This window comes from Acinetobacter sp. 1424608, from assembly GCF_000588255.1.
GTDB lineage: Bacteria > Pseudomonadota > Gammaproteobacteria > Pseudomonadales > Moraxellaceae > Acinetobacter > Acinetobacter nosocomialis.
Genome location: NZ_JFXL01000023.1, coordinates 24,083 through 46,724 on the forward strand (window position 1 = coordinate 24,083; position 22,642 = coordinate 46,724).

Sequence of the window (22,642 nt, forward strand, 5' to 3'; positions counted from 1 at the left end):
TTAGGCTTCAACCTCATCAAACTGTTTCAGCACATAATGTTTAAATAGACCTGCTAAAATGCCTGAAAAAATACCAATAAAAATAGCAGCAGATAAGTTAATCCAATAACAGGCCAAGGCTGAAACGATTAAGGATACACCGACGACTAAAGTATGTTTACGTTCAAAAGCCGCGAGTAAAAAACTTAAAAATAAAGCAGGTAATAAGAAATCTAAAGCTGCTTGTAAAAACTTTGGAAGATGAGCGACTTGATCTGCAAATAGCCCACCTAACAATGAACCACTTGCCCAAGACATCCAGCTGAACAGACTTAAGCCTAACATCCAAGATTCAGACCATTGCTGCTTGCGCTGTGAAAGCTGAATCATTCCACTCGCAAAAACCTCATATGTAAGGCCCCAAGCCCAAACAGCCGTCTTTTTTAAGTTCAGTTTATTTGGAATTAGGTTATATAGTGCTGGACCATAAAGTACATGGCGAATATCAAGTGCAATAACCGTCAGGGCAGTTAGCCAAATAGAGGAGCCACTTGCCAAAAGTGCCACCACTAAAAATTGGCTAGCACCTGCATACATTGAACATGAAAGAAAAAATGCTTCCCACGGGCTAAAACCAAATTGAGATGCAGAAACGCCAAAGGCAAAAGAAACCGGTAAATAAGTAAGTACGATGGCTTGACTATCTTTGGCACCCTGCCAAAAAGTTGCTGTTTGAGCAGCCATCTGTTGTTGATTTGACACAAGACACCTTGGCAGTAAACCAATTATAAAAACTTGAAAGATTGAGTATTGTAGCCGAATTTAATAGCATAGTGCCGAAATGTTTAATTCGGCAGTTTGATATGTTCAAGTCAAAAACTCGTTTAGTTTATATCGCCATCCTGAGTGCGAGCGTATTTATATTGCAAGGCTGTGATAATGGAAATCAGAGCACGGATAAAAAAGTTGAAATTAAACCAGCGCCGAAATTAACCAATGATGCAACGGCCTATGCAAACAAAGCATGGACACTCATTAATACCGTTGATCCTTTAGTCTATGGAAAACAGCTTAGTCAGATAAATGATAAAGTTCGTAAACCACTGCGTCAGCTCAGTACGGATTGGCGTATTAATGTGAAAATGACGGATTCGGTCACTGAAGGAAAATATGCGCTTTGCCGCAAAGCCTTAACCAGTTTAGATGTGTGGGCGAGAGAAACTGTGGAAAATGCAAATTCTGTTGCTCAAAAACAGGCTGATTATGAGCGTGATAAACAGCAATGTAAGGACGCGATTGATAATCCTAATTTAGGAAATACATCTCCGAAATAAAGAGACTACATACAAAAAAGCGAGATTTTAAATCTCGCCTTTTTATATCCATAAATTAATCAATATTAATTATGGTTTTGTTGCGGTTTTAGCAGTGTTCGCAGTTTTTACAGCATCTTGTTTCATTTGATGAGTAGCTTGATTTGCTTCTTGTTTAGCGTGAGTTGCGCTAGTCATTGCAGCATGTTTCTGCTCATTCATATCTTTTTTAACATCTGTTTTTGTTTTTTCAGCTTCTTTTTTTGCTTTTTGAGCAGTAGTCTTGCCGCTTACAGCAACACATTTACCGCCTTTATGATGTGGTCCAGTTCCTCCTTGGAGTTGAGTTCCTTTTGGACATGCAAATGCCGAAACACTTAACATTGCCAATACGCCAGCTGTAAGAATTGTTGATAATTTTTTCATGTTAATCAGCGCCTTGTTGAGTATTATTGCTCAGTTTGAGTGTAAAATGAAAATTTCTGTTTTGGAATACTTATTTTGTGAAATAGAGTTTGAACAATGTTTTATTTTGCAGTGTTATCTGATTTTTTAATTTAATTTTAAGTTTTTATTATATAGCACCTTTAAGTATGCGATTTTGCAATTAAATTTAATTTTTCCATATCTAAAATCTCAATTTTTCTAAACGAAATTTTAATAATATTTTGTTTTTCTAAAAGGTTTAATTCATGATTAATGGTTTGTCTTGAGACGGTTAGCATATTAGCTAATTGGTCTTGAGAAATATGAATTTGTCTTTCTTGGACAATAAGATGATTGCCGTAACCCTCTAAAATAAATAAAAGACGTTGAGCAAGTCTTTGAGAAAGACTGCGTGTTTGTATGGCAATCTGTTCTAAAAAAACGTACCTGAGTTTTTGGCTGGTTAAGCGTGCAAAATAGTACCAATAATAGGGATTGTCTTTGAGTAAGTCATTTAATGGTTTTGCAGGAATATGTAGAACTGTACTTTTTTTCAAAGCAATCGCATCGTGCGAACGTGGTTCATGGTCAATTAAAGATATTTCACCGAACCACATAATCGGCTCAGCAATTGCAGAAAGTGCTTCATTACCATTTACATCGACATAACCTAAACTAATTGAGCCTTCAAGGACGGTATAAATACCATCAAACTCATCTTGAGCGTGGAAAACGTAGCTATTTTTTTCAAAAGTAATTTGCTTGCCATGTTCTAGAATAAACTTTTGGAATGCTTCCGGAAGCACACTAAACCATGTGTTTTCTTTTAATCGGTTAATATAAATAAGATCCAATATCAGCCCATCCATGAAAAAATTCATTACTTTGTCAAATAGCTGACAACTTTAAATTTTCCTTATTTGTACAGTATGACTATAGTTAGGTGAATAGGGAATAACTCATGTCAAATCTGGAACAGAAACTGAGCCAATATGCGGCTTATCATTTAAACCATCAAAATATTTTGACGCACTTTATCGGTATTCCACTCATCGTGTTTTCAATTTTATGTTTAACTGCGAAAGCTGGAATCGATATTGGTAATTTTAAAGTTACTTTAGCTGTAGTGTTGATTGCAGTTAGTACGATCTATTATTTCATTTTAGATAAAGTTTTTGGCTTAATCATGCTCATTATATTGGTGGCTGTGTATACACTGGCGAGCCAAATTGCTCAATTATCCTTAGGACAATGGTTAGTGGCAAGTATTGGTTTCTTTGTGGTGGGTTGGGTGTTTCAGTTTGTAGGTCATTATTTTGAAAAGAAAAAACCTGCCTTTGTTGATGATGTGATTGGACTCGCGATAGGGCCGTTATTTGTATTGGCAGAATTTATATTTATGCTGGGTTTTAGAAAGCCTTTGCATGCGCGTATTCTACAAGAGGCGCGTAGTAAACGAGAGGCGATGGATTTAAATCATTCATAATAAAAAAAGCCCCAATATGTTGGGGCATTTTTTAGCTTTAACTTAAACGTTAAAACGGAAGTGCATTACATCACCGTCTTGAACAACGTAAGTTTTACCTTCTAAACGCCATTTACCAGCTTCTTTAGCGCCGTTCTCACCGTTGTATTGTACGAAGTCATCGTATGCAACAACTTCAGCACGGATAAAGCCTTTTTCGAAGTCGGTATGAATCACACCAGCTGCTTGAGGAGCGGTTGCACCAACTTTTACTGTCCAAGCACGTACTTCTTGTACACCAGCAGTGAAATAAGTTTGTAAACCTAAAAGCGCATAACCGGCACGAATAACCACGTTTAAGCCTGGTTCTTCCATACCCATTGCTTCTAAGAATTCAGCACGATCTTCATCTTCTAATAATGAAATTTCAGCTTCAATCTGGTTGCAAAGAGGAACAACGATAGCGTTTTCTTCAGCCGCAAGTTTTTTAACTGCGTCTAAGTGTGGGTTGTTTTCAAAACCATCTTCTGCAACGTTTGCAATATACATGGTTGGTTTTAAAGTCATTAAACCAAAACCACGAACTAATTTACGCTCGTCATCAGATAAATCAGCTGCGCGAGCTGGTTTACCTTCATCAAGTAAAGGTTGGATTTTTTCTAAAACTGCTTTAGTTGCTACAGCTTCTTTGTCACCGCCTTTAGCAACTTTAGTTAAACGTAAAATTGCTTTAGCAACAGTTTCAAGGTCAGCAAGCGCAAGTTCAGTATTGATGGTGGCGATGTCGTCTAATGGATCAATTTTACCATTTACGTGAATTACGTTTTCGTCTTCGAAACAACGTACAACATGAGCAATCGCATCAGTTTCACGGATGTTAGCAAGGAACTGGTTACCCAAGCCTTCACCTTTTGATGCACCAGCAACAAGACCTGCAATGTCCACAAATTCCATTGTAGTTGGCAAAATACGCTGTGGTTTAACAATCGCAGCAAGTTTATCTAAACGTGGATCTGGTACAGGAACAATACCTGTGTTTGGTTCAATGGTACAGAAAGGGAAGTTTTCCGCTGCAATCGCTGCTTTCGTTAATGCATTGAAAAGGGTAGATTTCCCTACGTTTGGCAGACCAACAATACCGCAATTAAAACCCATGAAAACCACTCACAAATGTGTAAATTAAAAATTGTCGCTGATTTTACATGAAAGCCATGACAAAGTCATGGCTAGAGCAGGGTTGTATTGCTTTTAAACTTTACGTTTATCAAGTTGCTGGGCTAATGCATCGCCAGTTGCTTGTACTAACATGACTAAAACAATGAGCACAAAAATTACAGCTAACATAATTTGCATATCAAAACGTTGATAACCATAACGATAAGCAATGTCTCCTAGGCCACCTGCACCAATAGCACCAGCAATCGCAGATGAGTTAATCATGGTCACAATAGTCACTGTAAAGCCTGCCACAATACCCGGCAAAGCCTCTGGTAAAAGTACATGCCAAATAATTTGTTTACGGTTACAACCCATGGCTTGTGCTGCTTCAATTAAGCCTTGATCGACTTCACGTAAGCTGACTTCTGCAATACGCGCAAAAAAGGGAATTGCTGCAATCGTTAAGGGAACAACGGCTGCCCATACACCGTAACTTGTACCCACAATCCAGCGAGTAAGCGGAATAAGTGCAACCATTAAAATAAGAAAAGGTACTGAGCGAGTGATATTGATGACCCAACCCAAAGACTGATTAATCTTTTGCGACGGGTGAATGCCATGTTCAGAAGTGCTGACTAAAATAACAGCTATAGGTAAGCCAATTAAAAAGGCAATGAATGCAGATGCGCCTACCATAAGCAAGGTATCTACAGTTCCAGTAATTAATAAATCAATGAGCTGGTCTTGCATAGCCAAGTACCTCAAATTGTGCATTTGCTGTTAATGCTTCTTGTTGTATAGATGAAAGATCAATTTCTACGTTGGGAATACCCACTAAAAGCGAGCCAATAATGTGCCCTTGAATGGTATCGACCTGACTTTGATATAAATTGACTGGTGCTTTAAATTTAGCAAGGAGTTCTTGAATATCCGGAACCTGATGTGCTTCCGCCTCATATTTCAGTTTTAGGATTATATGAGTCGAATTTTCATCCGGTAGAGGACTGATTTTAAAAGGCAGGGTAATCTGCTCAAGGTTTAACAGTTCTTGAGTAATTTGTTGTTCTGGTCGTGAAAATACCGACCAAACCTGTCCAGCCTCTACAATCTCACCTTGATCAATCACAACGACTTGATCACAAATTTCTCGAATCACTTGCATTTCGTGAGTGATGAGTACAATGGTGAGGCCTAGTTCCAGATTAATCTTTTTAAGTAAAGCCAAAATAGTGGCAGTACTTTCAGGGTCGAGTGCTGAGGTCGCCTCGTCACATAGTAAAATTTCAGGGTGGTGAACAAGTGCACGTGCAATACCGACACGCTGCTTTTGTCCGCCCGAAAGTTGTGCTGGGTAGTAGCCAGACTTATCTGCAAGACCTACGAGTGCTAGAACTTCATTTACACGTTGGTCGATATCTGCTTTGTTGTAATTGGAAACTTTTAAGGGCAATGCCACATTTTCCCAGACCGTTTTTGCAGACATCAAATTGAAATGTTGAAAAATCATTCCAATGCGCTGGCGGGTTTGAATGAGTTCAGCATGACTCAATTCAGCAATATTTTGTTGATGAATATGAATGCTGCCAGTATTTACTTGTTCTAAGCCATTTAAAGTGCGTAGTAGGGAAGATTTTCCCGCACCACTTTTACCAATAATGCCTAAAATCTTACCTTGTGGGATATCAAGGTTAATCTCTTTTAACGCATGCAGTTTTTGACCTTGAGATTGGTAAAACTTATTTAAACCACGAATTTTGATATGAGGTAGAGAAAAATCAACTTGTGATCCAAAACTCACCATTGCCATTCTCCTTATTTCCAGCCTTGAAACCACAAACCTTTACCAAAGTCTTTATCCAGAATGTCTTGTGCTTGTTTTGAGTTCTAGAATGCTTTAACAAAGGTTGCAAGTTTTTGGTTTTTGTCTTGGTAATCGCGACGGGTCACAAACAAAATTGCATATTTTTTATCGATTGGATCTAAAAATAATGCGCTATGTGGGTCGGTTACCTTTGCCATTTTTAAGTAGTGGGGGAAGCCGAAAATTAAATCGACATCATTATATGCATGTGCGGTTTGAGGGCCTTCAACTTCAACAAAGCTCAGCTGTTTAGGATTTGCAATAATGTCTTGGGTTGTTGAGAGCTCATTATTTATATCTTTAAGCTGAATTAAACCTGCACGGTGCAGTAAAATTAAAGCACGAGCTAAATTGACGGGATCATTTGGAATAGCTACACGTGCTTTTGAAGGTAATTCTGCAAGTGACTTATATTTTTTTGAATATAAACCGACATGACTTCCTGAGCCCACACCAAATGCATGTAAGTCATAGCCCGTTTCTTTAACAGCATTACGTAGAAATACGCTTTGCTGGAAAAAGTTTGCATCAATATCACCGTTTTGTACGGCAACGTTTGGTGCCCGCCAATCAGAAAATTCAACAAGCTTGACATGAACGCCTTGCTTTTCTACTTCATTGGCAACGCTTTGTAATAGCTCAGCATAAGGCGGGCTAATGCCAATCGTTAAAACATCGTCGACTTGTTTATTTTTAATATAACGGTAACCGACGAGGCCCAGAACTACGATTAAAATCGTAATTCCGAGTAACCAAGGCTTATGCTGTTTGAACTGAATCGCCATAATCTTTCCGTTATTACTTCCAGCCAGGGAACCAAAGTTTTGGCCCAATCTCAGCGTCTAAAACAGCTTTAACTTTTGGCGAGTTTTGATAGATCTCAACAAATTTCTTTAATTTGTCGCCCTTATCTTGATAGTCATCACGCACTACAAACAAAATGGCATAACGTTTATTGGTATTGTCATCAAGTAAAAGCGCACTATTAGGGTCTGCTGTTTTTGCTAAGCGCAAGTAATGTGGATAGCCAAAAGCCAAGTCAACATCATCAATCGCACGAGCAGTCTGTGGTCCTTCAACCTCTATAAATTGCAAATTTTTAGGGTTTGAAACTACATCTTTGAGTGCAGATAAATGATTGTTTGAATCTTTAAGCGTAATTAATTTAGCTTGCTGTAGAAGTAGTAGGGCACGACCTTGATTGACCGGATCATTTGGAATGACTACACGTGCGTTTTGTGGCAATTCCTCTAAGCTTTTATACTTCTTTGAATACAGTCCCACATGTGACGCTGCACCCACTGCAAATGCCTTTAGTTTAAAGCCAGTTTCTTTAATTGCATTGTCTAAGAAAGGTTGATGCTGGAAAAAGTTCGCATCAATATCCCCATGATTTAAGGTAATGTTTGGGGTATTCCAGTCAGAAAACTCAACCAGTTTTACATTTAAACCTTGTTTTTTTGCTTCATCGGCAGCAGCTTGTAAAGGTTTTGCAAATGGTGGACTAATGCCAATCACAAGTTCATTTGAGCCACTTTGACGATGTTTATTCCATAAGAATAAAGCAACAAAAAGGACTACAACGACTAGGCCTACGCCTAGCCATTTTTTAGAGGCTGTTTGAGCCATGTCTATCTCCAAATTTAAGCAGTTATTTCTTCAATTGTTGTTAAGTTTTTGCTGTTGTTATAGGGACTACATCGGAACGCTTGAACAGGGTGGTGTTCTGGTAATTGATCACCCCGATTAAAAATTTTGTTCCGTAATGAACCCGTTTTATATGCAGTTTTATAGCGACCACGCTGTTGTAGCTCAGGAATGACCAAGCGAATAAAGTCGTGGTGAGACTCAGGCGCAACTGTACGTGTCAAATTAAAGCCATCAATATCGGTCTCATCTAAAAGATGAATTAAGTATTCAGCAACTTCTTCACCACTACCCACTATGAGGGGATAACGGCCGCCTAAAACATGTTGAGCTTTTAAGTCATTTTTTGTGATTTGCTGTTCTTTAAATTTTTCGGTAATCGAAACAATGCTGTTACTTTTTTGGTAAGGAATCGCTTCATCGTCAGCAAATTTACTTAAGTCAATGCCTGTTGAACTCGCATAATGCGCTAAGCCTGCCTCAGGGCTGGCATACTGACGATATTCATTAAGTTTTTGTACAGCCAGATCATGTGTGTCGGCCACAACAACGGTTATACCGACAAAGACTTTAATGTCATCTGCTGCACGTCCTTGCTGTTCGGCAAGAGCACGAATCTTTTTCACTTGTTCGCGTATTTTTTCCGGTTTGTCGCCGCCAATAAATACACACTCAGCATGACGAGTCGCAAACTGCATGCCTTTTGGTGAAGCACCTGCTTGAAACAGTGTTGGGGTGCGTTGTACGGAAGGAGACACCTGAAACACACCTTCACTCTGGTAATATTTTCCGTGGTGGTGAATAGTGTGAACTTTAGATGGATCTGTAAAAACACGCTGTACTTTATCTTTTTTAACTGCGTCGTTTTCCCATGAACCTTCCCAATATTTATAGCAAAGCTCTAAAAATTCTTCGGCTTGTTCATAGCGAGCATCGTGGTCTTTTAAACCTTTTTGCCCAATTAGACGTTCTGCACTATCTAGATAACCTGTCACAATATTCCAGCCAATACGACCTTGAGTTAAATGGTCGAGACTCGCAAAGCGGCGTGCAAACTGATATGGATGCTCATAGCTCAAATTCACAGTGACACCAAAACTTAAGTTTTGTGTAACTGCTGCCATAGCTGAAATAAGTGTAGACGGGTCATGGCTCGGAAGCTGAATGGACTCTTTTAAAGTCAGATCTATACCATTTTGATAGACGTCATACACACCTGTAATGTCCGCAATAAACAAACCGTCAAATAAACCACTTTCTAAGGTTTTGGCTTGTTCTGTCCAGTAGCTCAATTCGTTAAAACGATGTGATTCATCACGTGGATGTGTCCATAAGCCATGATTGATATGACCAACACAGTTCATGTCAAAGGCATTTAGTAGAATTTCTTTTGCTTTAAAGTCTGCCATTACAATGTCCCCCGACGAGGTAGTACACCGTTAAGAACATAGTTCCCAATAAAGTAATATTTCCATCGTGCAGCATCGTGTAAGGTATGTACGCGTGCATTTCGCCAAAAGCGATCTAGACCATCTTGCGACTGACTACCACGGCTTCCTGCAAGTTCAATCAGCTTAGACGATGCTTTGAGTGCGATATCGGTACTATGAGCACGTACTTTGGCAACATCGATGGATGCTTTAGCAATGCTTTCAGGTGTGGTTTCAATTTTTGCGGCATCAATTGATTGAGCTGCCTGTTTTAATAACACTTCACTAGCTCGTACATCTACCGCAATGCGTCCTAATTCATAAATTGTTAAAGGATCTTGGTTTGCAGTTTCTACATCTGAATCAATCCATGGGCGGGCTTGATGCACTCTTTGCAAGCTTTCTTCAAAGGCTCCACGTGCAATGCCTACCTCAATTGATGCATGCATAATTTGAGCAAAAGGGCCCACTAAGGTTGGTTGTAAAAATGCAGTATCAAAAGGAATGACATCATCTGCATCGACAAAAACCTGATCAAATTTAACCGTTCCGCTGCCTGTGGTTTTCTGTCCAAAACCAGACCAGTCATCAACAAGTTTCAATCCTTGTGAACCACTTTTTACAAACGCTAGATATTCTCGGCCTGCATCATCTAAAACTAAGGTTGGAATACGGTGAGCAAATAAACTTCCTGTGCAGTAAAACTTTTCACCCTGAATGAGATATCCATTTTCATGCGGACGAATATTGGTTTGTTTATGGGTTGAAGTTTTGGTTTTAAACTCAGCAAGTGCATTACCAAAGCGAGTGCCATTTAGCACTTCGCCATATAAACGTTGTTTCTGAGCTTCTGTGCCCGTATTACGTAATACCTCTAATGCATAAAAATGGTTTTGTGGAATTTGTCCGATTGAACCATCGGCACCACTTAAAAGCGCAATTACTTTGGCAACGGTATGGCTTGAAACTTCCGCACCTCCATATTGCTTGGGTACTGTAATTGCCCAAAGTCCAGACTGGCTCAAAGCATCAATTTCGGTATACGGTAAAATTCGCTTAGCGTCTCGCTCAACTGCGGTTTTTTTAAATTGTTCGGCAAACTGTTTTGCAATTTCTAATGCTTCCGCATCAGTTTGAATAATATGTGCTTGACCAGATGCCGATGTTTGTTTGGTTTGAACTGATTGATATGAAGTCATGACAATTGCTCCTTAAATCCAGGCATGGCGGGCAGGGAAATGACCATTAAGGTAATAATTGCCAATGGCATGTAATTTCCAGCGAACAGGGTCGTGTAAGGTATGTACACGGGCATTTCGCCAATGTTGATCTAAATTGTGTTGGCTTAAGCTTGAACGGCTACCACCTAGCTCTAGTAGTTTTTCAGAGATTTGTAGAGCTGCATCATTGGCGTAGACTTTTGCTTCAGCAACCAAAATTGAAGCTTTAGCTACTTGTTCATCAGTCACATTTTCAAGTTGGTCAAGTTCATCTAAATATTCAGCAGCTTCATCAAGCAGTAAAATTGCTGCGTCGAGTAAAATATTTAACTTACCCACTTCTTGCAGTGTGTAATGTTCAAAGCTGGCTTTTTCAACATTTGCATCAATAATTGGACGTGCTTTATGAATAGTCGATAACGTATCTTCAAACGCGGCTTCTGCAATTCCGACATCAATAGCCACTTGTAATAGCTGTGAATACGCACCGCGATAGGTAGGAACTTGTGTTAATAATCGCTCATCAAAAATAAGATCAGGATTAACTTCAACTTGATTTAATTTAACCGTACCACTCGCTGTAGTACGCTGACCAAACCCATTCCAGTCATTAATGACTTCAATGCCTTGAGCATCTCGGTTAACAATCACTAAAACAACATGACCTTTAGGATGAACCGCTTTAATTGCGAGCCAATGCGCAAAGCTTGTTCCTGTCGAATAAAACTTTTCGCCGTTTAAAATATATTTTCCATTTTCAATGGTAAGGGTAGTTTTTAGTGTTTTTGAGTCATGTGTATTACGCTCTGGACCACCGTTGGCAAGACGTTTGCCAGCTAATATTTCTGAAAAGATAAATTGTTTTTGTTGTTCTGTACCCATGATTTCAATCAGGTTCAACAGGCTAATCTGATTTTGTGGAATTTGACCAACATTGGCATCGCCTTTACTTAAAATACGGAAAACTTGTGCCAGTGTTTTATTGGAAACAAATGCACCGCCATATTTTTTTGCAATGCGAATTCCACCTAAACCTTTTTGGCTAAAACTTTCAATTTGCTCATAAGGAAGTTGGCGTTGTTGATCACGTGTATTACGACCCTCTAAAGCAAAATCAGCCACTTGATAAGCAGCATTAATCGCTTGTTGATCATTTTGAATGACTTGGACGTATGCCGTCGTTTTAGATAGAGAATTAGACATAATGACACCTTGTATTGCTGTCATTACCTTACAAAAGAAATATTTTTCCACTAAACGAAGACTTATGCTCAGCTTATGAATAAAAATGCAAAGCACTTTTTTTGATTTTTAATAGATAAATAGAGATATAGAAACATATTAAAAATCAAAGAATTATAATTTTTATTTGCAAAATGAATTACTAAAGCCTTTTTAATATGAAAAAGAGCTATAAGTACGGTAAAAAAAGATATAAAAAATATAGACCTAACTGTCAGTGAAAAATGAGCACAATATCCATTGTTTTCATTAAAAATAGCTTCTAAAGTATCTATTTACCGAAGACGATTTTTGTACGAATAGTCAAATAAAAATAAACGTGGAGATTTTATGCGGGTTTTGTATCAGTTTCCTTTATCTCATTATTGTGAAAAAGCTCGCTGGTTGTTAGACCATAAAGAACTTGATTACGTTGCACATAATTTGATTCCTGGCTTTCATCGTGCTTTTGCACAACTCAAAACAGGGCAAAACTTATTGCCGATTTTGAAAGATGACCATCGCTGGATTGCTGAATCAACTAAAATTGCGCTTTATCTGGATGATACTTATCCAGAACATGCACTTTTACGCCGTGATGAGCAACTTAGGCAGCAAACACTTAAGATTGATAGTTTGGCAGATGAACTGGGTGTGCATGTACGTCGTTGGGCACTAGCGCATACTTTAGCCCATGGCGACCATGCTCTCGAGATTATGATGGGCGAACAAGGTTACTTGCGTCAGTTTGAAAAAATATCAAAACCTTTCCTCAAAACTTTAGTAAAAAAGAACTATAAGCTTGAAGAAGAGGTTGTGAGTCAGTCAAAAGAGCGTATGGATGAACTCATCAGTGAGCTGAATCAGTACCTTATTGAAAACCAAGGACGTTATATGGTTGGAGACCGATTAAGCCTCGCTGATATTTCAGTATGTTCTATGCTTGCACCTTTATTAGAAATAAAAGGTACGCCATGGGAACCCGAAGAGGATGAAGAGGTGTCTCCAGAGTGGAGCAATTATCAAAAAAGTTTACTTGATTTGCCACTTGGACAATATGTTTTAAGAATCTATCAAACTGAAAGAAATGCCCGCGTTGATTGGCGAGGCATTTAATTTATAGGTTTTATAAAAAGGCTCGAAATAAATCGGGCCTTTTTTATATTTCTAAAAACTTTTTAATTGTAAAAAATATTACTATCAATTTTATAAATGGATTTTATTAAAACATTTATAAATATTATTTTGATGATTTATCTTCTTTTTGAGAAAATTAATCTACGTTGCTTTAACTATTTAATAAGTTTGCTTTTTCTTTTTATTAAAAAATAATCTTTTTCTAAAAACAGTTTTTAGAAAAATTTAAGCGACTTTATTGTGCATATGTTTACATTGTAATCAATATTTGCCACATTTAAGTGTAAATAGATGAGCTTAATAATAGACAGAAGATTAAAACATAGATTAAAGTAGAAACATGTGAGCAGTTTTAAAGGTATTAATTCTGCGAAACAGATGAATAATAAGTGAAGCAAATGGATGGAGTCCTGCTTGGAAAAGTTGGCTCGATAATTGCAATTTAATAATAAATCGCTCTATTTCTCTATAAGAATGATTCTTTAGACAAATAGAGAGAATGATCATCAAGGAGTTCTTATGAAACGTTCTGCAACCTCTCTCATTGTTTCAACAATTATGCTTTGTACGGTTGGTGCTACTTCTCAAATTCAGGCAGCAGATACATTAGCTAAAATTAAAAGTACTGGAAAAATCGTTATTGGTCACCGAGAATCATCCGACCCGATTTCATACGTTGTTGGAGGTAAACCGGTAGGTTATGCAGTCGACATTTGTAACCAGTTCGCAAATGATATTAAAAAAGAATTGAAAATGCCTGGTTTAAAAGTTGAATACAAGGCTGTAACTTCATCAACACGTATTCCTGAGCTTTTAGCCGGCAATATTGATATGGAATGTGGTACCACCACAAACTCTAAACAACGTCAGCAGCAAGTTGGTTTTTCAACAAACTACTATGCAACAGAAGTTCGTATGGCTGTTAAAGCCAACTCTGGTATTAAGAGTCTAGCTGATTTAAATGGTAAAGCGGTCGTTACGACTCAAGGTACAACATCAGACAAGTACATTAAAATGAATGAAAAAGGTCAGTCACTTAATGTACAAAACATTTATGGTAAAGACCATTCTGACTCGTTTGCCATGATGGCATCTGGTCGTGCCGCGGCATTTGTTATGGATGACAATATCTTAGCTGGACTAATTGCTAAGTCATCTACACCAAAAGCGTTCGCAATTGTAGGGCCAGTACTTTCATCAGAACCTTATGGCATCATGATTGCAAAAGATGATCCAAAATTTAAAGCAATTGCCGACCGTACCGTAAATAATTTATGGAAAACTGGTCAAATGGACGCTTTATATAAGAAATGGTTCTTATCGCCAATCCCACCAAAAAATACTAATTTGAACATGCAACCAAGTTCATCTTACAAAAAACTTAAGGCTCACCCAACAGATGCAGGAATCTAACCAGATCCTTTTGTCCTAAATTTACTTGTGCAAGTGTAAAACTTCATTTGCACAAGTGGTCTATTTTCTAAGATATTCATTTAAGGGGCAAACATGTCAGTCGGCTCGCTAAACTGGACTATATTCTGTGCGGAGTCTAATGAATATGGTGTCGATAAAGCCGCATGGGCAGAATCAGTTTGTAAAGTCATTGGTAGCTCTAGCTACAATGCCTATTCTGAGGCGCCCACATGGTTACAAATGTTAGGTTCTGGTGTCTTTACTATGGTATGGACTGCTGTTGTAGCCTTTCTTATCGCATTTTTATTAGGTTCTCTCCTCGGGGTAATTCGTACTTTACCCAACAAACCGCTTGCTTTTATCGGCAACTGTTATGTCGAAATATTCCGTAATATTCCTTTAATTGTACAGTTATTCTTCTGGGCTTTTGTATTCCCGGAGTTCTTACCAGATAGTTTAAGTGCCGGAAGTGGGGACGTCGTAGCAGGTGGCTGGTGGAAAAATATTTTAAATCATCATCCTGCTGTTATTGGCGTTTTTGCTTTGGGTCTATATACCGCAGCACGTGTTTCTGAGCATGTAAGAGCGGGGATTAACACGGTTTCTCGTGGACAAAAATTTGCAGCTTCGGCAATGGGTTTTACAACAGCGCAAAGTTATCGTTATGTGATTTTACCAGTTGCATATCGTACGGTATGGCCAACCATTACTTCAGAAGCAATGAATGTCTTCAAGAACTCGGCTGTTCTATATGCATTAAGTGTTTTGAACTTCTTTGCTTATACCAAAACCATGCGAGAAGAAACTTCTCAGGACATTATCATTCTTATTCTGTCTACGCCGGTTTATTTAATCATTACCTACACCATTAAATTTGTGATGGCATGGATTGAAAAACGTATGTCTGTACCAGGTTTAGGTTCGGGAGGAAAATAATTATGGATTTTTCTCTACTACATAACCCTGATGTTATTGCTGCATTAAAAGAAGGTTTTATCTTCACGCTTACGGTAACGGTGCTTGCGATGATGGGGGGGATCCTGATTGGAACTCCATTAGCAATGATGCGTTTATCTAACAGCACCATTGCAAGTAACTTTGCAAAGTTCTATGTAGATCTATTTCGTGGTATTCCATTAATTCAGGTCATCTTTATTTTCTATTTTTTGTTACCAAAAATATTTGAGTTTCAATCAGATACTTATTGGGGACCATTATTTTCGAGTGTTGTAACCTTTGCTATTTTTGAAGCTGCATTTTTCTCGGAAATTGTACGTTCCGGTATTCAGTCTATTTCAAAAGGTCAGGTCAATGCAGGCTACGCTTTAGGGTTTACCTATGGACAATCTATGCGTTATGTAGTGTTACCGCAGGCCTTCCGTAATATGCTCCCAGTATTACTCACTCAAACTATTATTCTGTTTCAGGATGTGTCATTAGTTTATGTTATTAGTGCTCCGGACTTCTTAGGTCGTGCAGATACATTGGCTAATACATATGGCCCTGAAACGAAAGCAACATTCTACTTAATCGTCGCTGTGGTGTATTTCTGTAGCTCGTTTGTGCTATCGCAATTAGTCAAACGTTTACAGAAAAAAATTGCCATCATTCGCTAATTGGAGATTTTAAATGCCAATGATAGACATCCAACATATCTCTAAATGGTATGGTGATTTTCAGGTTTTAACAGATTGCACGACGAGTATTGAAAAAGGTGATGTCGTTGTTGTTTGTGGGCCATCTGGTTCAGGAAAATCAACGCTCATTAAAACTGTAAATGCTTTAGAACCATTTCAGCAAGGTGACATTATTGTTGATGGGGTTTCCTTAAAAGATCCGAAAACTGATCTTGCAAAGTTCCGTTCTCGTGTAGGAATGGTGTTCCAGCACTTTGAGCTTTTTCCGCACATGACTGTTTTGGAAAATTTAACCATTGCTCAAGTGAAGGTATTAAAACGTTCAGTTGCCGAAGCGCGTGAAAAGGGACTTAAGTATTTAGAACGAGTTGGGTTACTTGCTCATAAAGATAAATTTCCAGGACAACTCTCTGGTGGCCAGCAGCAACGTGTTGCAATTGCTCGCGGTTTATCGATGGACCCAGTCTGTATGTTGTTTGATGAGCCTACTTCCGCACTAGACCCGGAAATGGTAGGTGAAGTGCTTGAAGTTATGGTGCAACTTGCTCATGAAGGTATGACCATGATGTGTGTTACCCATGAAATGGGCTTTGCTAAACGCGTATCTAACCGTTTAATTTTCATGGATGAAGGTAAAATTCTTGAAGATTGTCCAACCAATGAATTTTTTGATAATTTAGAAGCTCGTCATGAGCGTGCTAAACTTTTCTTGCAGAAAATTCAGGCAATGCATTAAATACAACAATAAAAAAGAGCCTATAAAGGCTCTTTTTTATTTCTAAGTTTTTAGAAATTATATTTTGCTAATAAATTTATGCGTGAGTAATCGCCTTTATCATCTGCAAATGTTTTGCGCTGGCCATAAGTATATTCTGCACCTAAGTCAATATTCTTAACAGGGTTCCAGATTAGGTTTACCAGTGCATTATAAATTTCCTTGTTATAACTGGTATTATTCAAATTACTATTTGCGTATGTGTTGTCATCTTTATATTGGACTCCGCCAATTGCGAAAGTAGAGCGTAATATTGGATTCCATTTACGTTGATAGCCGATCACTGCGCTATCAAATTCACCTAATTGGATGTCTTGAGCCGCCGTGTCATATGCGTAGGCAGAGTTGCTATAAGACAAATATCGTCCATCACCTTTAACATGATAATAGTTGGCAACTACGCTATCTTGAGGGGTAATATCATATTTTCCACCTATGCCGACACCCCAACCAAATTTTTCTTCAGATGTACTATCCTTAGGTGCTACTCGGTTTTCATGAACAAGTCCATGAAGTTGTAATAAGCCTTTATTATCAGCAGTTTTAAAATCATATCGAGTGGTTAGAGGGGGGAAGCGGCTCCCCCCCGCCACATTTCCTACTTTTTCAACATCACCACCTTCTAAAGCAAATAATATTTTTTGTTGTGCATCAATAGGCTGTGTATAACGAACTTGTACTGTACGCGTTGTTCCTGTACCAACTGCGCCAGTAAAGTCTAATGTTTCTGGGGATGTGTCCGTATTTACAAAGGGTGAAGTGGTTTGACCTGCTAACCATTTACCTAAAGACATATAGGCATGGCGTACACGGAAAGTTCCACTACCATTGTCACCATTACCGCCCATAAAGTCGGCTTCAATTTTTCCGGTTAAATCGCCATATTGCGTAGGTCGGGTGATATCTAAACCAATACGTGTGGTTGCTGCAGATACATTTAGCGAGTCCTGTCTTGGATCATCTTTGTTTAAAGGATAGTTGGCTGCATTTGAAATACTTCCATTTGAACCTTTAAAATCATAAGTGGCATCTACTCGTACATTTCCATAAAGCTTAACTTGAGTCTGTCCATCAGGCATTTGCATCCAACCTGGTTTGCTCTGAGGAGCTGGTGAGCTAGCTACGGTTGTCGTTTGTGAAACTGTTGGAGTATTTACTGCAGGTGCTGTTTTTTGTTGATCAGATAGTTTCTGGACGAGTTGTTTCAACTCCTTTACTTCATCGCGTAAAGCATTAACTTCTGCATCAGTAGCAGCATGAGCAGGCATAACTACACCTGTTAGGCTAATAGTAGTCATCGCTAGAACTAAAGTTTTGATATTTTTCACAAGCATTCCCCACATCGGATAAAGTTTTCCCGTATGTGCATAACAAAAACAGTGCCAACTTTTTAAAAAATTTTAAAACTATTGATTTTATTAAATAAAGCTTGAGATTTTTGAAATAAGATATACTTTTGCTGATGTGCTAAGTGAAACATTGAAAAAATATAACGCTATAGCGATTTCAAATGCGCTATAAATGCCATGCTACTGCACAGTTAACAGGCACAGACTTGATTCAAGATATTAAAGGAAAGCTTATTCCTACTTTTAATCGGGTTTGATTTTTAAAGTGGGCTTGGCTTTAGGATATACTGTTAAGTTATATAAAATGCTATTTGGAGAAAAGGATGGAGCTTGACCGTTTTGATAAACAAATTCTGGAAATTTTGTCTCATGAAGACCTGAATTTGAATGAGCTCTCAGAACGGATTAATCTTTCAGTTAGCTCTGTCCATCGCCGTATTAAGCATTTGATTGAAGCTAATATCATGGGGCAGCTTAAAAGAGAAATTAACTTTAGCAAACTAGGGTTTACTTTGCATATTTTGCTACAAGTCTCTTTAAGTAAACATGATAGTGAAACATTCGATAAATTTCTTTCTGAAATTGAAGCCATTCCTGAAGTTACAAATGCATTTTTAGTTACGGGTCAAAGTGCTGACTTCATTCTTGAATTAGTGGCGCGCAATATGGATGACTATAGCGAAATTTTATTAAGACGCATTGGTAAAATTGACAATGTAGTCGCTCTACATTCGAGCTTTGTCATCAAAGAGTACAATGTATTTAACTGTTATAACTTATTAAATAAACTATAAAAAAACGCACCAATTGGTGCGTTTTTAATTTCAATGTTTGGTTTAAGCATCTAATTGAGCTAAAACTTCTTCCGAGAATTCAACGTTTGTATAAACGTTTTGTACATCATCAAGATCTTCAAACATATCAATCATTTTAAGAATTTGTTTTGCTTGGTCAATATCTGTAATCTCAGCTTTTGTTGATGGACTCATCACAACTTCTGCATTATCAGATTTTAAACCTGCGGCAGCAAGAGCATCTTGAACTTCACCAAAAGTCTCTGGTGAAGTAATTACTAAAATTTCATCTTCTGAAACTTCAATATCTTCTGCACCTGCTTCTAAAGCTACTTCCATGATTTTGTCTTCTAAAGAAACATCTTCAAAAGTAATTTCACCACGTTTAGTAAATAGATAAGATACAGAACCAGCAGTTCCTAAGTTACCATTTGTTTTACTGAAACAGTGACGTACATCTGGAACTGTACGGTTGAGGTTATCTGTCATTGTTTCAATAAGGACAGCAACACCACCAACGCCATAACCTTCGTAAGTTACTTCTTTTAAATCGTCATTGTCTTCACCACCCACACCGCGTTGGATTGCACGGTTAATGGTGTCACGTGTCATGTTGACTGAAAGTGCTTTTTCAACAACAGCACGAAGGCGAGGGTTGCTAGCAGCATCTCCACCACCAAGTCTGGCAGCAGTCACAATTTCACGAATATATTTAGTAAAAACTTTACCGCGACTTGCATCTTGTTTAGCTTTACGATGCTTAATATTGGCCCATTTAGAATGACCCGCCATGGAAGTGAACTCCAAAAATTAAAAAATGCAAAAGTGACAGAATATTATCATAGGCATGGTTTTCTTGAAAACTGTTGTCCTATGTTTTGTTAACCAATTAGCAACGCTTAGAAGGCCTAAATTTAAGTAAAAAATTAGTCTTAAAAGCGCTTACAGAACAAATTAGTTAATCTTCACATCAATATCATATTGCGCATAAAGTTCTTTAATTGTTTCAAGATCTTTTTGCAAATCTGAAGGGTAAATTTTACCTAAAATACCACCTTTCTTTGTTCTTGCATTTGCATACATCAGTACAATTGGAACATTCGCAGCTTTTGCAATATGCCAGAAACCTGTACGAATAGGTTTGCGCTCAGATCCATCTTTTGCACGAGTTGCTTCAGGAGCAATCACTAGGTTGAATGAATCATTACTTTGAAATTTTTCGACCATTTGAGAAACAATATCTTTACTTGCTTTACGGTCTACCGGAATACCGCCTAGATTTTCAAGTATGGGCTTCATTGGGCCTTTAAAAAGCTCTTTTTTAATTAGCGTATGAATTTTTAAATCTAAGATTTGAAACAGAGCGATTGATAAGATCGCATCAAGGTTAGAAGTGTGCTCGAACCCAATAATTACTTGTTTTTTTTCAAGAATTGTAGGATCTACATCATAGGTCCAACCAACTGCTTTGAAGATAGAATTGCCTAAAAACTTTTTCATAGAGACGTGGGAGACAATAAGGTTGCGGAATTCTAATATGAGTTGGTCTAAAAGGGTAGAAAATTATCAACATGTTAAACTTTATTTATTTTAATTTTTAAATTGAAATATTTAATAAAATTTATATTTATTAATATTATATTTTAAATCCGTAATAGGAAAATATATAATAAATCAATTTAAAGTAATTTTTTATATATTAAAAATACTATGAATTCTCGGTTTTAATTAAATACTCGATATATCTCCATTTTTTTACAGGATCAATCAATTCTTTATCAATGGTTCCATCAATAATAATCCCATCAATAATCGAGATGATGATATGAGTAAGTGGAGTAGGGTCTTTAATATCTAACTCTACTAATAAACTATTGAGTAAATTGATAAGCCAATTTGTATATTCCTGAAATGGTTCACGAATTGAAGTGTATTGTTTAGATACTTCAATAAATGCCTTCTTAAACAAGCAACCGTTAAAGTTTTCACTATTGATCCAGTCAATGTACCAGTTAAAAATAAGATGTATTCTTTCAAGCGGCTCAGCATCTGGATGTAAATTTAATTTTTCATAAATTGAATTTTGTATATTAATATTTCGATGATGCAGACACTCCATAATTAAACTTTCTTTAGAGGGAAAGTATTTATAGAAAGTCATCTTCGCGACGTTTGATTCAGCAATAATTTTATCTACGCCTGTAGCGTTATAACCAATTTGGTTAAAAAGATCCAAAGCAGTATTTATAATATCTTCTTTTTTTGACATTACTATTCCATTTAGTTAAAACTAATTATTACTTTACATAGATTTTAAATTTTTAATCAATTTGATCATAATCAAAAACATAATTTGATTCAAGTTAATATTATAAAAATAATAGGCATTATTTTTAACTTTTTTTAAATATTCTATTTGATTTCGTATGATTTTAATTCTAATATGGATTTTTGATAAAAGGAGTTTTATTTTTGGTATAACTCTTTGTTTTTAAAATAAAATATGGAAAACCAAAAAACTTTAATAAGTTTAACGAGAGTGGATTATGCCTAAAAAATTTGAGAACTTTAATAATCCTAGGAAAAAGGCACTCGCAGGGATGAAACAAAGCATTTCAGCTGAACTTTGGGATAAAAATCTTAACTTTTTAACTCAATTAAGAGCGAAGATTGCGCAACATCCAGTATCTCATCATCCTGCAATTGAAACTTTAAATAACGGAGAAATTAATAAAGAAAATTTAAAGCGTATTCATTTAGAGTATCGTCATGCAATCGTACAAACATTTACAGATGCTTTATTAATGGCTCAGTATCAAACTAAGCAGTTAGAGCCGAGATTGCATGCCGGTGCAAAGATGTTCCCGCGTTTTCTTTTAAGCCTGAATATATTTGATGAGTTTGGATTCCGTCCTGGAGCCGATCGAGATGGTTACTATCAGGGAAACCCTGAATATGCCCATTATCCTTTATTCGAAGATGTGCTTAATGATTTTGGCGTAACTGAGGAAGAGCGCCGAAGTTATAAACCGACCAGCATTGCACATCAAGTAAGAGAATTTTTAGAAAACTCTTATAACGACTATAAAGCTGTTTCAGCTTTATTGGCAGTAGCTGAAGAAGAAGTCATTTTATATAGTCCACCTTTACGTAGAGCAACAAGTGCTGTTGGTATAGAGGTTGAGGGGGGTGGATATTACCATGTTCATGGCGTCTCTGAAGACAAAACTGCTGAGGCAGCAGATGATGACCATGAAGAAGACCTTTGGTTTATTTTGATGCAAGCTTGTACAGAAGAAGACTATATTCGTTTAGAAAACTTATGTCTCGAATACTGTGATTTATGGAAAAAGTTTTGGGATGTTCAAATGGAAAACTCGAAATCAATGCCTCAACAAAATTTAGCCTAAAAATAGATCAAATAATTAAGTTAATAATTAATAATAATCAAAATATTAAAAGGAATGTTTAAGAATATGGAAATAGGAAAAGATTTCTTTAAGTTTAATCGAACAATTTTTGAATAATGTAGTGATAGTGGACTGTATATCTAAAATTAAAGAACCCCAAAAACTTATAGTTTTTGGGGTTTGTATTTGGTGGGCCCACACAGACTTGAACTGTGGACCAACGGATTATGAGTCCGCTGCTCTAACCAACTGAGCTATAGGCCCTATAAATAAGAAAAGCTTTTAATCTCAAGGCTTTTCAGTGCCTGCAATACTAATCAATTTTTTTATTAAACACAAGTATTTTTCAAAAGTAGGTGTGCAGTAGACCTGAAAAATATTTTGCTATATTGTTAATTATCACAAGC

23 protein-coding genes, 1 tRNA gene and 1 pseudogene are annotated in these 22,642 nt (G+C 37.2%); 9 read left to right on the forward strand and 16 right to left on the reverse strand.

Annotated elements, in window-relative coordinates:
- Positions 1 to 723: an AzlC family ABC transporter permease gene (locus J678_RS20470; protein ID WP_081402352.1), complete on the reverse strand. Its 723-nt coding sequence runs from the start codon at positions 721 to 723 to the stop codon at positions 1 to 3.
- Between the two features lie 119 nt (positions 724 to 842).
- Here J678_RS20470 and J678_RS20475 point away from each other — a divergent pair, with 119 nt between their 5' ends.
- A complete protein-coding gene (locus tag J678_RS20475) occupies positions 843 to 1,313 on the forward strand; it encodes a hypothetical protein (protein ID WP_002050258.1) in 471 nt (156 codons plus the stop codon).
- 69 nt (positions 1,314 to 1,382) lie between these two features.
- Here J678_RS20475 and J678_RS20480 read toward each other — a convergent pair whose 3' ends face one another.
- Both J678_RS20480 and J678_RS20485 read right to left on the reverse strand, forming a co-directional pair.
- Positions 1,383 to 1,718 (reverse strand): hypothetical protein, encoded by a 336-nt coding sequence (locus J678_RS20480; RefSeq protein WP_002050113.1) that lies wholly within the window; start codon positions 1,716 to 1,718, stop codon positions 1,383 to 1,385.
- Between the two features lie 161 nt (positions 1,719 to 1,879).
- A complete protein-coding gene (locus J678_RS20485; protein WP_016805559.1) occupies positions 1,880 to 2,587 on the reverse strand; it encodes a Crp/Fnr family transcriptional regulator in 708 nt (235 codons plus the stop codon).
- Between the two features lie 92 nt (positions 2,588 to 2,679).
- Here J678_RS20485 and J678_RS20490 point away from each other — a divergent pair, with 92 nt between their 5' ends.
- Positions 2,680 to 3,204: a DUF962 domain-containing protein gene (locus J678_RS20490; protein ID WP_017392895.1), complete on the forward strand. Its 525-nt coding sequence runs from the start codon at positions 2,680 to 2,682 to the stop codon at positions 3,202 to 3,204.
- A gap of 42 nt (positions 3,205 to 3,246) precedes the next feature.
- Here J678_RS20490 and ychF read toward each other — a convergent pair whose 3' ends face one another.
- From ychF to J678_RS20530, 8 genes and pseudogenes are all read right to left on the reverse strand, one after another.
- Complete coding sequence (ychF, locus tag J678_RS20495) at positions 3,247 to 4,338, reverse strand: redox-regulated ATPase YchF (RefSeq protein ID WP_004642544.1); 1,092 nt, start codon at positions 4,336 to 4,338, stop codon at positions 3,247 to 3,249.
- Positions 4,339 to 4,431: 93 nt separating this feature from the next.
- The gene (locus tag J678_RS20500; protein WP_017392894.1) at positions 4,432 to 5,091 is read right to left on the reverse strand and encodes a methionine ABC transporter permease; all 660 of its coding nucleotides are present in this window, start codon (positions 5,089 to 5,091) and stop codon (positions 4,432 to 4,434) included.
- Positions 5,072 to 6,148: a methionine ABC transporter ATP-binding protein gene (locus J678_RS20505; RefSeq protein ID WP_079378105.1), complete on the reverse strand. Its 1,077-nt coding sequence runs from the start codon at positions 6,146 to 6,148 to the stop codon at positions 5,072 to 5,074. Before J678_RS20505 ends, J678_RS20500 begins: the two co-directional genes overlap by 20 nt.
- A gap of 5 nt (positions 6,149 to 6,153) precedes the next feature.
- Positions 6,154 to 6,987, reverse strand: a pseudogene (locus J678_RS20510) (MetQ/NlpA family ABC transporter substrate-binding protein).
- A gap of 13 nt (positions 6,988 to 7,000) precedes the next feature.
- The gene (locus J678_RS20515) at positions 7,001 to 7,831 is read right to left on the reverse strand and encodes a MetQ/NlpA family ABC transporter substrate-binding protein (RefSeq protein WP_002050216.1); all 831 of its coding nucleotides are present in this window, start codon (positions 7,829 to 7,831) and stop codon (positions 7,001 to 7,003) included.
- A 14-nt stretch (positions 7,832 to 7,845) separates the two neighbouring features.
- Positions 7,846 to 9,258 carry an LLM class flavin-dependent oxidoreductase gene (locus J678_RS20520; protein ID WP_016805148.1) on the reverse strand — a complete coding sequence of 471 codons (1,413 nt, stop codon included), beginning with the start codon at positions 9,256 to 9,258 and terminating at the stop codon, positions 7,846 to 7,848.
- Positions 9,258 to 10,478, reverse strand: coding sequence for an SfnB family sulfur acquisition oxidoreductase (locus tag J678_RS20525; RefSeq protein ID WP_031956333.1), 1,221 nt, complete (start codon positions 10,476 to 10,478; stop codon positions 9,258 to 9,260). The genes J678_RS20520 and J678_RS20525 overlap by 1 nt, the downstream gene beginning before the upstream one ends.
- Before the next feature lie 12 nt (positions 10,479 to 10,490).
- Positions 10,491 to 11,726, reverse strand: a complete 1,236-nt coding sequence (locus J678_RS20530; RefSeq protein ID WP_017392892.1) for an SfnB family sulfur acquisition oxidoreductase — start codon at positions 11,724 to 11,726, stop codon at positions 10,491 to 10,493.
- Positions 11,727 to 12,071: 345 nt separating this feature from the next.
- Here J678_RS20530 and J678_RS20535 point away from each other — a divergent pair, with 345 nt between their 5' ends.
- From J678_RS20535 to J678_RS20555, 5 genes are all read left to right on the forward strand, one after another.
- Positions 12,072 to 12,836, forward strand: a complete 765-nt coding sequence (locus J678_RS20535) for a glutathione S-transferase family protein (RefSeq protein WP_004709210.1) — start codon at positions 12,072 to 12,074, stop codon at positions 12,834 to 12,836.
- Positions 12,837 to 13,376: 540 nt separating this feature from the next.
- Entirely contained in the window at positions 13,377 to 14,270 is an 894-nt protein-coding gene (locus J678_RS20540; protein WP_004709208.1) for an amino acid ABC transporter substrate-binding protein, read from the forward strand.
- 93 nt (positions 14,271 to 14,363) lie between these two features.
- Positions 14,364 to 15,206, forward strand: a complete 843-nt coding sequence (locus J678_RS20545) for an amino acid ABC transporter permease (protein ID WP_017392891.1) — start codon at positions 14,364 to 14,366, stop codon at positions 15,204 to 15,206.
- A gap of 2 nt (positions 15,207 to 15,208) precedes the next feature.
- Positions 15,209 to 15,886 carry an amino acid ABC transporter permease gene (locus tag J678_RS20550; RefSeq protein ID WP_002049960.1) on the forward strand — a complete coding sequence of 226 codons (678 nt, stop codon included), beginning with the start codon at positions 15,209 to 15,211 and terminating at the stop codon, positions 15,884 to 15,886.
- A gap of 13 nt (positions 15,887 to 15,899) precedes the next feature.
- On the forward strand, positions 15,900 to 16,643 hold the full coding sequence (locus J678_RS20555) for an amino acid ABC transporter ATP-binding protein (protein WP_002049786.1): 744 nt from the start codon (positions 15,900 to 15,902) through the stop codon (positions 16,641 to 16,643).
- Positions 16,644 to 16,693: 50 nt separating this feature from the next.
- Here the strand turns inward: J678_RS20555 and J678_RS20560 are convergent, their stop codons facing one another.
- Positions 16,694 to 18,010, reverse strand: coding sequence for a DcaP family trimeric outer membrane transporter (locus J678_RS20560; protein ID WP_212753009.1), 1,317 nt, complete (start codon positions 18,008 to 18,010; stop codon positions 16,694 to 16,696).
- A 344-nt stretch (positions 18,011 to 18,354) separates the two neighbouring features.
- Here J678_RS20560 and J678_RS20565 point away from each other — a divergent pair, with 344 nt between their 5' ends.
- The gene (locus tag J678_RS20565) at positions 18,355 to 18,825 is read left to right on the forward strand and encodes an Lrp/AsnC family transcriptional regulator (protein ID WP_002050132.1); all 471 of its coding nucleotides are present in this window, start codon (positions 18,355 to 18,357) and stop codon (positions 18,823 to 18,825) included.
- A 42-nt stretch (positions 18,826 to 18,867) separates the two neighbouring features.
- Here the strand turns inward: J678_RS20565 and J678_RS20570 are convergent, their stop codons facing one another.
- The 3 genes from J678_RS20570 to J678_RS20580 form a co-directional block, all read right to left on the reverse strand.
- The gene (locus tag J678_RS20570) at positions 18,868 to 19,617 is read right to left on the reverse strand and encodes a YebC/PmpR family DNA-binding transcriptional regulator (protein WP_002050219.1); all 750 of its coding nucleotides are present in this window, start codon (positions 19,615 to 19,617) and stop codon (positions 18,868 to 18,870) included.
- A gap of 162 nt (positions 19,618 to 19,779) precedes the next feature.
- Positions 19,780 to 20,325, reverse strand: a complete 546-nt coding sequence (locus J678_RS20575; protein ID WP_017392889.1) for a 1-acyl-sn-glycerol-3-phosphate acyltransferase — start codon at positions 20,323 to 20,325, stop codon at positions 19,780 to 19,782.
- 208 nt (positions 20,326 to 20,533) lie between these two features.
- Entirely contained in the window at positions 20,534 to 21,094 is a 561-nt protein-coding gene (locus J678_RS20580) for a TetR/AcrR family transcriptional regulator (protein WP_004709201.1), read from the reverse strand.
- Positions 21,095 to 21,371: 277 nt separating this feature from the next.
- Between J678_RS20580 and J678_RS20585 the strand changes: the two genes are divergently transcribed.
- The gene (locus J678_RS20585; protein ID WP_004887549.1) at positions 21,372 to 22,235 is read left to right on the forward strand and encodes a hypothetical protein; all 864 of its coding nucleotides are present in this window, start codon (positions 21,372 to 21,374) and stop codon (positions 22,233 to 22,235) included.
- 187 nt (positions 22,236 to 22,422) lie between these two features.
- Here J678_RS20585 and J678_RS20590 read toward each other — a convergent pair.
- A tRNA-Ile gene (locus J678_RS20590) sits at positions 22,423 to 22,499 on the reverse strand.
- Between the last annotated feature and the right edge of the window lie 143 nt (positions 22,500 to 22,642).